We start from the raw sequence: 15722 nt of genomic DNA on the forward strand, positions 1-15722 counted from the left end.
CAGGTTCAAATCCTGTCCCCGCAACCAAATGGTCCCGTGGTGTAGTGGTTAACATGCCTGCCTGTCACGCAGGAGATCGCCGGTTCGACCCCGGTCGGGACCGCCATTTTATATAAAGAAAAGAACGAAACATGTTGTTTCGTATTTTTTTATTTGTTTTAACAAAAAACTAATAAAGACAGTCAAACTATCCTTAGGAAAACTCCTAAGGACTTTTTTATATATTCAAAACCTGTATAATAAATAGCAGAGAACATTGTGAGTAAAGTAGGTGAAGTCTGTGAGTAAATATGAAATAACAACAAAATCATCTGAGGAAACACAAAGATTATCAGAAAAACTTGGTGAACTTGCTCAGGCACAAGATGTAATTATTTTAGAAGGAGATCTAGGGGCTGGTAAGACGACTTTTACAAAGGGACTAGCAAAAGGTCTTGGAGTGAAAAGAGTTGTAAATAGTCCTACCTTTAATATTATTAAAGAATATAAAGGGAGATTACCGCTATATCATATGGACGTGTATCGTTTAGCTGAAAGTGAAGAAGACTTAGGTTTTGATGAGTATTTCTACGGTGAAGGAATTACGGTAGTAGAATGGGCTCATTTAATAGAAGCATATTTACCAAATGAGAAGCTACAAATTAGTTTATTCCATGCTGGAGATGACACAAGAAACATTGTACTCGAGCCAATTGGAGATCGCTATATTAGATTATGTGAGGAGCTATTACAAGATGAAAGTACTAGCAATTGATACTTCAAATTATGTAATGGGTGTATCCCTTATTGAAGAAGGAAACGTAATTGGGGAAATCATTACAAATTTAACAAAAAATCATTCTGTGCGTCTTATGCCAGCTGTAGAACAACTGTTAAAAGAATGCGGTGTAAAACCAAAAGAATTAACTAAAATAGTTGTAGCTGCTGGACCAGGATCATATACAGGGGTTCGTATAGGTGTGACAGCTGCCAAAACATTAGCTTGGTCACTTCAAATACCAATTGTGGGTGTATCAAGTTTAGAAGTAGTGGCTGCAAACGGAGCTAATTTTGATGGATTAATCTGTCCTTTATTCGATGGAAGACGTGGACAAATTTATACTGGCTTATATACATATGAAGGAGAGGATTTAACTTCTATAGAGGAAGACCGAATCATCCTTATTGTAGACTGGTTGCAAATGTTAAAAGATAAAGGAAAGCCTGTTTTATTTATTGGTAACGATGTGAAACTACACAAAGAAACAATTATCGAACATTTAGGCAATCAAGCTGTCTTTGCTCCTTTCACTAAAAATAACCCAAGACCAAGTGAGCTAGCGTTCTTAGGATTACAAAAAGAAGAACAAGATGTACATTCATTTGTTCCTAGTTACCTTCGTTTAGCTGAAGCTGAAACAAAGTGGTTAGAAAGTCAAAACAAGTAGGAGCTTGCAGAGGATGGATATGATATTTAGAAAGATGGAACTTGATGATATTGCTCAAATTGTAGCCATTGAAGAAGCATCTTTTTCAACTCCTTGGACTGCAGATGCCTTTCACCGTGAGTTAACGATGAATGAACATGCACATTATGTTGTGCTAGAAAAAGATGGTCGTGTAATTGGGTATTGTGGATTGTGGATAATTATTGATGAATCGCATATAACAAATATAGCTATTTTGCCAGAATACAGAGGTCAAAAGCTAGGAGATGCTTTATTAAAAGAAGTTATTTCCGAAGCGAAAACTCTAGGTGTAAAAACGATGACACTTGAAGTACGTGTATCAAATGAAGTAGCAAAACAGTTATACAGAAAATACGGATTTCAAAATGGTGGAATTCGTAAACGATACTATGCAGACAATCAGGAAGATGGTCTCGTAATGTGGGTGAATATATAATGGAAAAAAATACGATTATACTTGGTATTGAAACAAGTTGTGATGAAACAGCAGTAGCGGTTGTTAAAAATGGAACGGAAATTATTGCAAATGTTGTTGCATCACAAATTGAAAGTCATAAACGTTTTGGCGGAGTTGTACCAGAGATTGCGTCCCGTCATCATGTAGAAGAAATTACAGTTGTATTAGAAGAAGCGTTAAAAGAAGCGAATATCACATTTGATGATATTGATGCAATTGCTGTTACAGAAGGACCTGGTTTAGTAGGAGCGCTTCTAATAGGGGTGAACGCAGCGAAAGCAGTGGCATTTGCACATGATATCCCCCTAGTTGGTGTTCATCATATCGCTGGCCACATTTATGCGAACCGCTTAGTAAAAGAAGTTCAATTCCCATTACTATCACTTGTTGTCTCTGGTGGGCATACAGAGCTTGTTTATATGAAAGAACATGGTTCATTTGAAGTAATTGGTGAAACGCGAGATGACGCAGCAGGAGAGGCATATGATAAAGTAGCTCGTACGTTATCTATGCCATATCCAGGTGGTCCTCATATTGATCGACTTGCACATGAAGGAGAACCAACAATTGATTTACCTCGTGCATGGCTAGAACCGGATTCGTATGATTTCAGTTTTAGCGGATTGAAATCAGCAGTTATCAACACTGTGCATAACGCAAAACAACGCGGGATAGAAATTGCACCGGAAGATTTAGCAGCAAGTTTCCAAGAGAGTGTAATTGACGTATTAGTAACGAAAGCATCTCGTGCAGCGGATGCTTATAACGTAAAGCAAGTGCTTCTTGCTGGTGGAGTAGCTGCGAATAAAGGACTGCGTGCACGTTTAGAAGCAGAATTTGCACAAAAAGAAAATGTAGAGCTAATTATTCCTCCTCTATCTTTATGTACAGATAATGCAGCAATGATTGCAGCGGCAGGTACAATTGCATATGAACAAGGAAAACGTGCTACATTAGCTTTAAATGCAAATCCAGGATTAGATATTGAAGCATAGTTATGCACAAAATTAACCACAGCTTGTGGATAAAACCCATATTATCTGTTGATAATATGGGTTTTATTGTGTATATAAAATGTTGATAACTTTTTTGTTGATTGTGGATAATGTGGAAAAGTTATTTTGTTGTTTATTTTATAAAGGTGGATATGTGTATAATGTTGTGGATAAAATAGGTGAAGTCTGACCTTTAGATGTATTTTTCTCGGGAAATAAAAAACAAGAAGATATCTTTAAAAAACATTTTGAAATATGCTCTTATTATAGGAGTCGCTAATATTGTCAAACTTTGTCGTTGAAACGATGCCTCATGTCGAATATTTTATACAATATGACGTTAATTCAAACTAGAAGATAAAAAGGATGCCGCATAGTCTAAAATCCCGACTTATGAGACATCCCTCTTATTTAAGACTCTTATAAATGTAATTCTTCCCATTCTGCCATACAAGCATCAAGTTGCTCTTGTAGTGTTTGCTTTTTCGTTGTAATTTCACTAGCCTTTTCATAATCTGCATATATTTCTGGTAAGCAAAGTTGATCTTCTAACGTAGCAATTTCTTCTTCAAATTGTACAATGTTTTGTTCTAGTTCCTCAATTTTTCGAGTACGTTGACGCTCCAACTTTTTGCGCTCTTTTTCTTCGAGATAATTTAATTTTTCTGGAGCTACAGTTTTTTGAACAGGTGCATGATTTTCTTGCTGTTCTTGTTGTTCAAACTCAGCACGTTCAATCATCTCATTTTTCTTTTCAACGTAGTAATCGTAGTCCCCTAAATATTCCTGTGCACCTTCTGTTGATAACTCAACAACGGTCGTCGTTACACGATTAATAAAGTAGCGGTCATGAGATACAAAGAGAAGGGTACCAGGATAATCAATTAAAGCATTCTCCAAAATCTCTTTACTATTTAAATCAAGATGGTTTGTAGGCTCATCGAGAATTAATAAATTCGATTTTTGCATCATAAGTTTGGCAAGAGCTAAACGAGCTTTTTGTCCACCGCTAAGAGAAGATACTGGCTTTAATACATCATCTCCTGTGAATAAGAAGTTACCTAATATCGTGCGAATTTCTTTTTCAGGTTGCAGTGGATATTCATCCCATAGCTCATTTAAAACTCGCTTAGAAGATGTTAAATTAGCTTGTTCCTGATCATAATAACCAACAGAGACATTAGATCCGAAAGAAACCTCACCATGTAATAATGGTAACTTATTCACAATGGATTTTAATAATGTGGATTTCCCAATTCCATTTGGACCAACTAAAGCAACACTATCTCCGCGAGTTAAGCGCATTGTTACATGTTCAATAATTGGATCCTTATCATAGCCGATAGTTGCGTCCTTTACTTGTAAAACATCATTTCCACTTTGTTTTTCAATATCGAAGTGGAAGGAAGCTGACTTAGAATCCCCTAATGGTCTTGTTAATAATTCCATACGGTCTAATTGTTTACGGCGGCTTTGCGCACGTTTTGTCGTAGATGCACGAGCTATATTTTTTTGAACGAAGTCCTCTAGCTTAGCAATCTCATCTTGTTGTTTTTCATAACGTTTCATTTCTTGCTCGTATAGTGCTGATTTTAAGTCTAAATATTTACTGTAGTTACCAACAAATCGTCTACTTTCTTTATTCGAAATTTCATATACTTGTGTAACAAGTTTATCTAAGAAATAACGGTCATGGGAAACGATTAGTATTGCCCCAGGATAACCTTGTAAATATTGTTCAAGCCATGTTAATGTTTCGATGTCTAAATGGTTTGTAGGCTCGTCCAAAATAAGTAAGTCTGGTTTCGTTAATAATAATTTACCGAGAGCTAATCGTGTTTTTTGTCCACCGCTTAATGTCGAAATCGTCGTCTGGTGCGTTTCAACTGGGAAGCCAAGACCACTTAAAATCGAGCGGATATCTGCTTCGTACTGATAGCCACCTTGATCTTTATAATCTAATTGTAATTGGTCATAATCAGCTAATAATCTTTCATATGTAGCCTCGTTTGAAAAGTTTTCTTCTTTTCCCATCTCTTGCTCTAGCCTTCGAAGTTTTGTCTCCATTTGCTGCAAGTGTGTAAAGACGGTTAACATTTCATCCCAAATTGTTAAAGATGTTTCTAAACCGGTATTTTGAGCTAAATATCCAATTGAGACATCTTTCGGTTTTATAATTTCTCCACCATCATGAGATAGCTCACCCGCTATTATTTTTAATAATGTAGATTTTCCAGCGCCATTTCGTCCGACTAATGCGATACGATCTTTCGTTTGAACTTCTAATTTTATATTTGAAAGAATCGTTTCTGCACCGTATAATTTCGAAAGCGCGTTTACTTGTAATAAAATCAATGTTTTCACCTCAAATAATTTCTTAACTTTGCCATGTTTATATTTCTCAATCATACTAAAAATAGTGTATAGTTTAAAATACAGAGAGAATACTTCTTCTTTCTATTATACAAGGAATTTAATAAGTGCTAAACTTCTGTATTTAATTAAAGCATATGAATAAAGATAGGAAGAGAGGAGAGGTTATATGGAGCAGCAGAAAATTCCACAAGCCACTGCTAAGAGATTGCCTCTATACTATCGATTTATCCAAAACTTATCTTTGTCTGGTAAGCAACGTGTTTCATCAGCCGAATTAAGTGAAGCGGTAAAGGTTGATTCCGCAACGATTCGAAGAGATTTCTCATACTTTGGAGCATTAGGGAAAAAAGGATATGGATATAACGTAAATTATTTATTATCATTTTTCCGTGAAACACTCGACCAAGATGATATAACACGTGTAGCGCTTATTGGAGTAGGTAATTTAGGGACCGCTTTCTTACATTATAATTTCACGAAAAACAATAATACAAAAATTGAAATGGCGTTTGATATTAGTGAAGAGAAAGTTGGAACAGAAATCGGAGGCATTCCTGTATATCACTTAGATGAATTAGAAGAACGTTTATCATCTGATATACAAGTGGCAATATTAACAGTACCCGCTACAGTAGCACAATCTGTAGCTGATAGATTGGCAGAAACAAACGTGCATGGTATTTTGAATTTCACACCAGCACGATTAAATGTGTCAGACAATATAAGAATTCATCATATTGATTTAGCAGTAGAGTTACAAACATTAGTTTACTTTTTGAAGAATTATCCACAATAAAACGCAGAGGAAGCGACCTCTGCGTTTTATTATTGTTTTTTCTTTGTGAATTTAACTAAGATGAGGCGAAGTGCCAAATTAAAATCAATCGTCGCCATAACTGCAAATAGTATTGTCCACATATTCCAAATTGTATCTGTTACATTCCTAATGGCTAGATGTGTAAAGATACATCCTAGAAGGAAGTACAATATAGCCATGAACAATGGTGAGTTTCTCATACTAAAAATCCTCCGATAAAGCCTTGCATTTTTTCAGCTTCTTTAATCATTTCTTGAATTTGTTCGTTACTCATTAAAACTTGGGCAACTGCAACTAATGTATTCATTGCAACATGAGCTGCAATGGGAACGATAATACGCTTCGTTTTTACATATAAGAAGGCGAATACGAGCCCCATAGCAGTGTATACCAATAAGTGAGTAAAATCAAAATGAATCGCCGCAAATACAAGGGAACTAATGATAGCGGCAATAAAGAAGTTAAACTTCTTATAAAGTGTACCAAATAAAATTTTTCTAAATACGATTTCTTCCAAAATAGGTCCTAGTATAGAGATGACGATAAGGAACCAAGGTGTCGTTCTTGCGATATCCATAAGTCTCGCTGTATTTTCAGATCCAGGTTTAATACCTAATACATACATTTCAATCATACCAGCAATACTTTGCGAGAAAAATGCTAAGAAGAACCCGATAAAAATCCAACCAATTGTAGCTGGAACAGTAGAACGCTTTGTATCTAAATGTCTGTCGCGAATATCTGTTCTAAGTAACCAAAGTACGATACATAATGCAATAAAGAAGCTAATGATCGCCCAGTGACCAGTTATGAGTTGAAATTTCTCTTCCCTAGTGAATCCCCTGTTATCATAAAGCCCAGTTTTCAGAAGAAGTGGTAATCCAGCAATTGATGATAACTGCATTAAAATGTATGTAACGATAACCCACCAATATTGTTTTTTCAAATGGTTTAACCATCCTTTCTAACTCTAGTGTATGAGATAAGGTAGGATAACATGTAAATATGCTACCTACGATATAAACCTTACTTAAATTATGTTTTTTTTTGTAAATCCTTATTTGAAATTATAATAGAAGACAGGAGAAAGTTGTGTGTGTAGCGAAAACAACTTAGGGTGTCCTTTCATATTGTAACATACGAGTAGTGGAAACAACGATTCATATAGTAAAGGTAGAAGAAGAGGAACTCTATATAGAAAAATTTATAGCGTAATTTGCGAAAAAATTATGATTTTTTTACTTGCAAAAGAAATTGAGATTATTTATTATTATAAGTGTGTTAGCACTCGGGTGACTTGAGTGCTAATAAATAAAATTTACATAACAAAATGAGGAGGTTATTGTTCATGCTAAAGCCATTAGGTGATCGCGTTGTAATTGAGCTTGTTCAAGCGGAAGAAAAAACAGCAAGTGGTATTGTATTACCAGACACAGCAAAAGAAAAACCACAAGAGGGTAAAGTTATTGCAGTAGGTACTGGTCGAGTGCTTGAAAATGGTGAGCGTGTTGCTTTAGAGGTAGCAGCAGGTGATCTTATCATCTTCTCAAAATATGCAGGTACTGAAGTGAAATATGAAGGTACAGACTACTTGATTTTACGTGAAAGTGACATTTTAGCAGTTATCGGTTAATTATATAAATCTTAAAAAATCCAAGGGGGTCAATTATTATGGCAAAAGATATTAAATTTAGTGAAGAAGCACGTCGTTCGATGCTTCGCGGTGTCGACACTCTTGCAAATGCAGTAAAAGTAACGCTTGGACCAAAAGGTCGTAACGTTGTTCTTGAGAAAAAATTCGGTTCACCACTTATTACAAATGACGGTGTAACAATCGCAAAAGAAATTGAATTAGAAGATGCATTCGAAAACATGGGTGCGAAATTAGTAGCAGAAGTTGCTAGCAAAACAAATGATGTAGCTGGTGACGGAACAACAACTGCAACTGTATTAGCGCAAGCTATGATTCGTGAAGGTCTTAAAAACGTAACAGCTGGTGCGAACCCAATGGGTCTTCGTAAAGGTATCGAAAAAGCTGTAGTTGCTGCAGTAGAAGAATTAAAAACGATTTCTAAACCAATCGAAGGTAAATCTTCTATCGCACAAGTAGCTGCTATTTCTGCTGCTGACGAAGAAGTAGGTCAATTAATCGCTGAAGCAATGGAGCGCGTTGGTAACGACGGCGTTATTACTTTAGAAGAATCTAAAGGTTTCACAACAGAATTAGACGTAGTAGAAGGTATGCAATTTGATCGTGGATATGCATCTCCTTACATGATTACTGATTCTGACAAAATGGAAGCAGTTCTTGATAACCCATACATCTTAATCACTGACAAAAAGATTTCTAACATTCAAGAAATCTTACCAGTATTAGAGCAAGTGGTACAACAAGGTAAACCGCTTCTTATCATTGCTGAAGATGTAGAAGGCGAAGCATTAGCTACATTAGTAGTGAACAAACTTCGTGGTACATTCAATGTAGTAGCTGTTAAAGCTCCTGGATTTGGTGACCGTCGTAAAGCAATGCTAGAAGATATCGCAATCTTAACTGGTGGCGAAGTAATCACTGAAGAATTAGGCCGTGACTTAAAATCTGCTACAGTTGAATCTTTAGGACGCGCTGGTAAAGTTGTTGTAACGAAAGAAAACACAACTGTAGTTGAAGGTGTAGGAAGCACAGAACAAATCGAAGCTCGCATCGGTCAAATCCGTGCGCAATTAGAAGAAACAACTTCTGAATTCGATCGTGAAAAATTACAAGAGCGTCTTGCAAAACTTGCAGGTGGCGTAGCAGTAATTAAAGTAGGTGCAGCAACTGAAACTGAGTTGAAAGAGCGCAAACTTCGCATTGAAGATGCACTTAACTCAACTCGTGCAGCAGTAGAAGAAGGTATCGTTGCAGGTGGTGGTACTTCACTTATGAACGTATACACGAAAGTAGCTTCTATCGTAGCTGAAGGCGACGAAGCAACAGGTATCAACATCGTACTTCGTGCACTAGAAGAGCCAGTTCGTCAAATCGCAATCAACGCTGGTCTAGAAGGATCTGTAGTTGTAGAGCGTCTAAAAGGCGAAAAAGTAGGCGTTGGTTTCAACGCAGCTACTGGCGAGTGGGTTAACATGCTTGAAACTGGTATCGTAGATCCAGCTAAAGTAACTCGCTCTGCACTTCAAAACGCAGCATCTGTTGCAGCTATGTTCTTAACAACTGAAGCTGTAGTAGCTGACAAACCAGAACCAAATGCACCAGCAATGCCTGACATGGGCGGCATGGGCATGGGCGGTATGGGCGGAATGATGTAATTCCGTTCGCGCTAAAAAACATCCATTTCTATATAGAAATGGATGTTTTTTTTATGTTTTTTAGTAAAGGAAATGAATTTCTGTAGAATTTTGTCGCTTTCTCTCTTGACCATACCGACACTTCATTGTTAGAATCTAGGAAGATAATATAAAACGATCCTTCATATATCCTCAAAGATATGGTTTGAGAGTCTCTACCGGGTTACCGTAAACAACCTGACTATGAAGGCAGTGTGTCTTATATTTATAAAGAGCGGAGACTATCTTTCTTTATAAAGCCAGACCCCTGCCTTTTCTTTGTTATGAGACTAGAGGCGGAGGACTGGCTTTTTTTATTATATTGGTAATGCTTTTCGCCTAATTGGTGAAAATATTTATATACGAGAACTAACGTTGGGGTGATTATTTTGAAGAAGCAACACGATACAATTATCGTTTTAGATTTTGGAAGTCAATACAATCAGTTAATAGCACGTCGAATTCGTGAGTTCGGTGTATACAGTGAACTTCATCCGCATACAATTACTGCAGAAGAAATTAAAGAAATAAATCCAAAAGGGATTATTTTCTCTGGTGGACCAAATAGTGTATATGGTGAAGGTGCATTACATTGTGATGAAAAAATCTTTGACCTAGGATTACCGATCTTCGGTATTTGTTACGGTATGCAACTTATGACGCAACAATTCGGTGGTACAGTAGAGCGTGCAAACCACCGTGAGTACGGAAAAGCTGTTCTGAAAGTAGAGAACGAGTCAAAATTATATGCGAACCTTCCAGAAGAGCAAGTTGTATGGATGAGTCATGGCGACTTAGTAACTGGTTTACCTGAAGGATTCGTAGTAGACGCGACAAGTGAGTCTTGCCCAATTGCTGGTATGAGCAATGAAGCGAAAAACTTATACGGTGTACAATTCCACCCAGAAGTACGTCACTCTGAGCACGGTAACGATTTAATTAAAAACTTCGTATTCGGCGTATGTGGCTGTTCTGAAGGATGGAACATGGAGAACTTTATTGAAGTAGAACTAGAGAAAATCCGTGAAACTGTTGGAGACAAAAAAGTACTATGTGCACTTAGCGGCGGTGTAGACTCTTCTGTTGTAGCAGTATTAATTCATAAAGCAATCGGCGACCAATTAACATGTATTTTCGTTGATCACGGTTTACTTCGTAAAGGTGAAGCGGAAGGCGTTATGAAAACATTTAGCGAAGGCTTCCACATGAACGTTATTAAAGTGGATGCAAAAGAACGCTTCATGAACAAGTTAAAAGGTGTAGAAGATCCAGAACAAAAACGTAAAATCATCGGTAACGAATTCATTTACGTATTTGATGATGAAGCGTCTAAATTACAAGGTATGGACTTCTTAGCGCAAGGTACACTTTACACAGATATCGTTGAGAGTGGTACAGCAACTGCACAAACAATTAAATCTCACCATAACGTTGGTGGACTTCCGGAAGACATGCAGTTCAAATTAATTGAGCCTTTAAACACGTTATTTAAAGATGAAGTACGTGTATTAGGATCTGAACTAGGAATTCCTGATGAAATCGTATGGCGTCAACCATTCCCAGGTCCTGGTCTTGGTATTCGTGTACTAGGTGAAATCACAGAAGAGAAATTAGAAATCGTTCGTGAATCTGATGCGATTTTACGTGAAGAAATTATTAAAGCTGGCTTAGATCGCGAAATCTGGCAATACTTCACTGCACTTCCTGGTATGCGTAGCGTAGGTGTTATGGGTGACGAGCGTACTTACGATTACACAGTAGGTATCCGTGCAGTAACATCTATCGATGGTATGACAGCTGACTGGGCACGTATCCCTTGGGACGTATTAGAGAAAATCTCTGTACGTATCGTAAACGAAGTAAAACACGTTAACCGTATCGTGTATGATGTAACGAGTAAGCCACCAGCAACTATCGAGTGGGAATAGTATTATAATAAAGGATCCATCTATTGCTCATGAGCAATAGATGGATCTTTTTTATTTTGAGTTTAATACGAACGAAAATATAAAAGTTAATAAAAATGTTCGTATTTAAATTGACAAAAATACTTTCAAGAGTTAATATGAGTATGTAATTCAAACGAAAAGTGAATATTATGCCGTCGTATAATATCGGGGATATGGCCCGAAAGTTTCTACCTAGCTACCGTAAATGGCTTGACTACGAGGCGTTTTTATAAAGGTGAGGGGAATCTTGTCTTTATTTATAGAACGCTTCCATGTATATGCAATGGAAGCCTTTTTTATTTTTAATAGATAAAAGAGGGCTAGGGGATTACGGCGAGTAATCATATAACGGGGGAAACGTAAGATGAAACGCTATTTTCAGTTTGATGAACTCGGCACGAATTATAAAACAGAGTTCATAGCAGGTTTAACGACATTTCTATCTATGGCTTACGTACTATTTGTCAATCCTGCTACGCTGTCACTTGGGAATGTTAAAGGGTTACCAGCAGGTACAGGAATGGATCCAGGTGCAGTATTCGTTGCTACAGCATTAGCAGCAGCGATCGGTTCGTTAATTATGGGGATTTTCGCGAAGTATCCGATTGCTTTGGCGCCGGGTATGGGAATTAACGCGTTCTTTGCTTATACAGCAGTGTTAACGATGGGTATTCCGTGGCAAACAGCAATTGCTGGAACGCTAATGTCAGGTATTATCTTTATTATTCTTACAGCTTCAGGTATTCGTGAAAAAATCATTAATGCAATTCCATCAGAGTTAAAGTTTGCAGTAGCGGCAGGTATCGGATTGTTCATCGCTTTCCTTGGATTCCAAAATGCCGGAATTATTGTGAAAAATGATGCTGTTCTTGTTGGGTTGGGGGATTTAACAAAGGGCACAACGTTACTAGCAATTTTCGGAGTTGTTACGACCATTATCTTCATGATTAAGAAAGTTAATGGTGCAGTATTTTACGGTATGATTCTTACGGCAATCTTAGGAGTAGCAACCGGATTAATTGATACTCCGAAAGCGGTAGTGGGAGCAATACCGAGTTTAGAACCAACGTTCGGTGCGGCGTTAACGCACTTCGGAGATATTTTCACTGTTCAAATGGGGATTGTTATTATAACGTTCTTCTTTATCGATTTCTTTGATACAGCAGGTACACTTGTAGCGGTTGCGAATCAAGCTGGATTAATGAAGAACAATAAATTACCACGTGCAGGAAAAGCATTATTTGCAGATGCAATTGCAACTGTAATTGGTGCGATCTTAGGTACATCAACAACAACGTCTTATATTGAATCTTCTGCAGGGGTAGCAGCGGGTGGACGTTCTGGATTTACAGCAGTTGTAACAGCAGGATTCTTCTTACTGGCACTATTCTTCTCGCCATTACTAAGTGTTGTAACACCAGCTGTAACGGCACCAGCACTAATTATTGTAGGAATCTTGATGGTTTCATCTTTAGGAGAGATTGACTGGAAGAAATTCGAAATTGCAGTACCGGCATTCTTTACTATCATTTCAATGCCACTTACGTATAGTATCGCAACAGGAATTGCAATCGGGTTTATCTTCTATCCAATTACAATGGTAGTAAGTGGTCGACGTAAAGAGATTCATCCAATTATGTATGTTATGGGAGTTTTATTCGTACTATATTTCATCTACGTTCGTAAATAAAAGGGGTTTTTGAAAGGTCTAGACTTAAGGGGAGTCTAGATCTTTTTTGCGTCTTCAGAAAATCTTAAGGATTTCCGAGCGTTTTTCTTCAGAAGTTTTCCTATAATAGAAGTTAGGGATTAAAAAAGTGATGGGGGAGATATTGTGGCAAACGAAACAATACTTGTCGTAGATGATGAAAAAGAAATTCGAAATTTAATTACAATCTATTTAATGAATGAAGGATATAAAGTACTGCAAGCAGGGGACGGAGAAGAAGGATTACGTCTCCTGGAAGAAAATGAAGTGCATCTAGTTGTATTAGATATTATGATGCCGAAAGTAGACGGCATTCATATGTGTATGAAAGTAAGGGAAGAAAAAGAAATGCCAATTATTATGCTTTCCGCGAAAACGCAAGATATGGATAAGATTTTAGGGTTAACAACAGGGGCAGATGATTATGTAACGAAGCCATTTAATCCGTTAGAGTTAATCGCAAGAATTAAATCTCAGTTACGCCGTTATATGAAAATGAATGGTTTCGCTATACAAAACGAGGACGAGCTAGAAATTGGAGAGATGAAAATAAACATCTCAACCCATAAAGTTATTGTAGAGGGAGAAGAAGTGAAGCTGACCCCGAGGGAATTTTCAATTCTAGAATTACTAGCCCGTAATCCGGGAATGGTCTTTAGTGCAGAGCAAATTTATGAAAAGGTTTGGAATGAAAGATCTTTCCAGTCTGATAATACTGTAATGGTGCATATTCGAAAAGTACGTGAAAAGATTGAGGAGAATCCAAGGAAACCTAGATATATAAAAACAGTATGGGGAGTGGGGTATAAGATTGAAAAAGATATTTAATCCATTTACTTATATTAGGAAAATCCGAGAGTTAATTGGAAAAATAATGAAGAGTGTGAAACGGAGTATACGGATTCAACTTATTACGGCTTTTACTGCTTGTGCGTTATTAGGTCTCTTTGTATCAACGAAGATAGTAGCGCCTGTTTTTGAAGATGCTAGTCGACATGCTGAGATTAATTATAGAGATGGTATGGAACAAATTAATCGTAAAGCGCAAAGTACTGCGGAAATGATGGTTGATGCAAATAAATTAGATGCCGTACAAAGTATGATAGAGCTAGAAAATGAACATTTAGAGCAGGGGCAGGATGCTTTTAAAATATTAGTTACCGATGAAAATGGTAAGGTTTTGTATAAAACGAAGCAGGCACAAGAAGAACAAATTAATTTGCATAATACAATTCGTAATGCAACTTCGTTTGCTATCAATTATTCGAATAATAATGATATTGAAAGATCTAGAAAAGAGTTTATTACTTTCTCACCTATTACAATAGAAGGTAAGAATTTATATATGTTTGTGAGTGGAATTCCTCAAGGGGAAGTAGTGTATTATAAAGTAGAAGGGCCATTTCCATTTTTAATTGGTGTACTTATATTCATTTTCTCTTTCTTCTATATAACAAAGAGAAAGATGAAACAAATTGAAGCGATGGCAGAAGGTGTAAAGGAAATAGAAAAAGGCAACTTAGCGTACCGTATTGAGAAGAAAGGTGAAGATGAGATTGCGTCTTTAACTGAGAATATTAACAATATGGCGGAAGAGCTTATGAATAATATAGAAAAGGAACGTAGATTAGAGAAGCAAAAGAATGAGCTTATTACGAATGTATCTCACGATTTACGTACACCACTGACTTCTATTATGGGTTACTTGCGATTACTTCGAGATTCTAAATATGAAAATAAAGAACAACATGATGAGTATACAAGAATTGCTTTTGCTAAATCGGAGCAGTTAAAGAATTTAATAGAAGATTTATTTGAGTATACGAAGTTAACGAATGAACAAGTTGTATTAGAAAAACAAGAAGTATGTGTAAATGAGTTGCTCGAGCAATTAATAGAAGAGTTAGTACCGCAAGCGGAAGAGCATGGACTTACGTTCGTTAAGAAGTTTCCTGAGGAACGTGCCTATGCAGCGATTGATTCGGAAAAGATGGTCCGTGTATTTGATAATCTATTAATGAACGCGATTAAGTATAGTAAAGATGATGGGGAAATCAAAGTTTCTCTTCAAAGGCAGCGCCGGGATATACAAATTGTAATTGCGAATCATAGTGAAGAGTTTACGAGAGAAGAGTTAGCGAGTTTATTTGAACGCTTTTATAAGAAAGATCAATCTAGAAGTAGGGCAACAGAAGGATCGGGCCTTGGATTGGCGATTGCGAAAAGTATTGTTGAATTACAAGGTGGTAGTATTCGGGCTGAATATGAGGATGGTATTATTCAGTTTATCGTCTCGTTACCAATTATAGAAAAATAATAAACGAATAGAATGGTATATGATAAAAAGGCTTATTTTAAAAGAAATAAGCCTTTTTATACTTTTTTAGAAAAACATGTTGACGATTAGAGATTAGAGGTGTAATATAGAACAAGTCGCCGATGACAACAACGTCGAAAGCGGTAAACGAAATGAAAAACTTAGTTGACATTGAAAGATGAAAATGTTAACATAAGGAAGTCGCAAATGAGCGACCAAGTAGTTCTTTGAAAACTGAACGAAACAAACAACGTGAAACGTCAATTTTTATTTTAGATGCTAGACAAACTAACTTTATTGGAGAGTTTGATCCTGGCTCAGGATGAACGCT

Annotated in this window: 14 protein-coding genes, 1 tRNA gene and 2 riboswitches; of the genes, 12 read left to right on the forward strand and 3 right to left on the reverse strand. The window is 36.8% G+C overall.

Annotation, left to right across the window (positions count from 1 at the left end):
* Window positions 1-30: 30 nt before the first annotated feature.
* The 5 genes from ACTFNE_RS26910 (at window position 31) to tsaD (ending at window position 2900) form a co-directional block, all read left to right on the forward strand.
* A tRNA-Asp gene (locus ACTFNE_RS26910) sits at window positions 31-106 on the forward strand.
* Window positions 107-280: 174 nt separating this feature from the next.
* A complete protein-coding gene (gene tsaE, locus ACTFNE_RS26915; RefSeq protein ID WP_000049631.1) occupies window positions 281-754 on the forward strand; it encodes a tRNA (adenosine(37)-N6)-threonylcarbamoyltransferase complex ATPase subunit type 1 TsaE in 474 nt (157 codons plus the stop codon).
* Window positions 735-1427: a tRNA (adenosine(37)-N6)-threonylcarbamoyltransferase complex dimerization subunit type 1 TsaB gene (gene tsaB, locus ACTFNE_RS26920; RefSeq protein WP_000865758.1), complete on the forward strand. Its 693-nt coding sequence runs from the start codon at window positions 735-737 to the stop codon at window positions 1425-1427. Before tsaE ends, tsaB begins: the two co-directional genes overlap by 20 nt.
* Before the next feature lie 13 nt (window positions 1428-1440).
* Window positions 1441-1884 (forward strand): ribosomal protein S18-alanine N-acetyltransferase, encoded by a 444-nt coding sequence (rimI, locus tag ACTFNE_RS26925; protein WP_000367197.1) that lies wholly within the window; start codon window positions 1441-1443, stop codon window positions 1882-1884.
* Window positions 1884-2900, forward strand: a complete 1017-nt coding sequence (gene tsaD / locus ACTFNE_RS26930) for a tRNA (adenosine(37)-N6)-threonylcarbamoyltransferase complex transferase subunit TsaD (protein ID WP_000414588.1) — start codon at window positions 1884-1886, stop codon at window positions 2898-2900. The genes rimI and tsaD overlap by 1 nt, the downstream gene beginning before the upstream one ends.
* Before the next feature lie 420 nt (window positions 2901-3320).
* On the opposite strand, the gene ACTFNE_RS26935 is transcribed toward tsaD, so the two are convergent.
* Window positions 3321-5255 (reverse strand): ABC-F family ATP-binding cassette domain-containing protein, encoded by a 1935-nt coding sequence (locus ACTFNE_RS26935; protein ID WP_000602165.1) that lies wholly within the window; start codon window positions 5253-5255, stop codon window positions 3321-3323.
* A 187-nt stretch (window positions 5256-5442) separates the two neighbouring features.
* On the opposite strand from ACTFNE_RS26935, the gene ACTFNE_RS26940 reads away from it, so the two are divergent.
* Window positions 5443-6072 carry a redox-sensing transcriptional repressor Rex gene (locus ACTFNE_RS26940; RefSeq protein WP_000437698.1) on the forward strand — a complete coding sequence of 210 codons (630 nt, stop codon included), beginning with the start codon at window positions 5443-5445 and terminating at the stop codon, window positions 6070-6072.
* 29 nt (window positions 6073-6101) lie between these two features.
* Here the strand turns inward: ACTFNE_RS26940 and ACTFNE_RS26945 are convergent, their stop codons facing one another.
* Together ACTFNE_RS26945 and ACTFNE_RS26950 are read right to left on the reverse strand one after the other, a co-directional pair.
* Window positions 6102-6293 carry a YdiK family protein gene (locus ACTFNE_RS26945; protein ID WP_001246207.1) on the reverse strand — a complete coding sequence of 64 codons (192 nt, stop codon included), beginning with the start codon at window positions 6291-6293 and terminating at the stop codon, window positions 6102-6104.
* Entirely contained in the window at window positions 6290-7039 is a 750-nt protein-coding gene (locus ACTFNE_RS26950) for a CPBP family intramembrane glutamic endopeptidase (RefSeq protein WP_046199609.1), read from the reverse strand. Before ACTFNE_RS26950 ends, ACTFNE_RS26945 begins: the two co-directional genes overlap by 4 nt.
* A 402-nt stretch (window positions 7040-7441) precedes the next feature.
* Here ACTFNE_RS26950 and groES point away from each other — a divergent pair, with 402 nt between their 5' ends.
* From groES to ACTFNE_RS26980, 6 genes are all read left to right on the forward strand, one after another.
* Window positions 7442-7726 (forward strand): co-chaperone GroES, encoded by a 285-nt coding sequence (groES, locus tag ACTFNE_RS26955; RefSeq protein WP_000917306.1) that lies wholly within the window; start codon window positions 7442-7444, stop codon window positions 7724-7726.
* Window positions 7727-7764: 38 nt separating this feature from the next.
* On the forward strand, window positions 7765-9399 hold the full coding sequence (gene groL, locus ACTFNE_RS26960; protein WP_001029999.1) for a chaperonin GroEL: 1635 nt from the start codon (window positions 7765-7767) through the stop codon (window positions 9397-9399).
* A gap of 141 nt (window positions 9400-9540) precedes the next feature.
* Window positions 9541-9642: riboswitch (purine riboswitch) on the forward strand.
* A gap of 164 nt (window positions 9643-9806) precedes the next feature.
* Entirely contained in the window at window positions 9807-11345 is a 1539-nt protein-coding gene (gene guaA, locus ACTFNE_RS26965; RefSeq protein ID WP_141108673.1) for a glutamine-hydrolyzing GMP synthase, read from the forward strand.
* Window positions 11346-11501: 156 nt separating this feature from the next.
* Window positions 11502-11603: riboswitch (purine riboswitch) on the forward strand.
* A gap of 127 nt (window positions 11604-11730) precedes the next feature.
* Window positions 11731-13056 carry an NCS2 family permease gene (locus ACTFNE_RS26970; RefSeq protein ID WP_000833093.1) on the forward strand — a complete coding sequence of 442 codons (1326 nt, stop codon included), beginning with the start codon at window positions 11731-11733 and terminating at the stop codon, window positions 13054-13056.
* 144 nt (window positions 13057-13200) lie between these two features.
* A complete protein-coding gene (locus ACTFNE_RS26975; protein WP_046199607.1) occupies window positions 13201-13902 on the forward strand; it encodes a response regulator transcription factor in 702 nt (233 codons plus the stop codon).
* Window positions 13886-15391 carry a HAMP domain-containing sensor histidine kinase gene (locus ACTFNE_RS26980; protein WP_046199606.1) on the forward strand — a complete coding sequence of 502 codons (1506 nt, stop codon included), beginning with the start codon at window positions 13886-13888 and terminating at the stop codon, window positions 15389-15391. Before ACTFNE_RS26975 ends, ACTFNE_RS26980 begins: the two co-directional genes overlap by 17 nt.
* Window positions 15392-15722 lie beyond the last annotated feature (331 nt).

The organism is Bacillus cereus group sp. MYBKT111-2, assembly GCF_051915205.1.
GTDB classification, from domain to species: Bacteria; Bacillota; Bacilli; order Bacillales; family Bacillaceae_G; genus Bacillus_A; species Bacillus_A paranthracis.

Coding starts and splice junctions, on each gene's coding strand:
- groES (WP_000917306.1), top strand. CDS start 7,442: ATGCTAAAGCCATTAGGTGATCGCGTTGTAATTGAGCTTGTTCAAGCG.
- tsaB (WP_000865758.1), top strand. CDS start 735: ATGAAAGTACTAGCAATTGATACTTCAAATTATGTAATGGGTGTATCC.
- ACTFNE_RS26970 (WP_000833093.1), top strand. CDS start 11,731: ATGAAACGCTATTTTCAGTTTGATGAACTCGGCACGAATTATAAAACA.
- groL (WP_001029999.1), top strand. CDS start 7,765: ATGGCAAAAGATATTAAATTTAGTGAAGAAGCACGTCGTTCGATGCTT.
- ACTFNE_RS26945 (WP_001246207.1), bottom strand. CDS start 6,293: ATGAGAAACTCACCATTGTTCATGGCTATATTGTACTTCCTTCTAGGA.
- tsaD (WP_000414588.1), top strand. CDS start 1,884: ATGGAAAAAAATACGATTATACTTGGTATTGAAACAAGTTGTGATGAA.
- rimI (WP_000367197.1), top strand. CDS start 1,441: ATGGATATGATATTTAGAAAGATGGAACTTGATGATATTGCTCAAATT.
- ACTFNE_RS26940 (WP_000437698.1), top strand. CDS start 5,443: ATGGAGCAGCAGAAAATTCCACAAGCCACTGCTAAGAGATTGCCTCTA.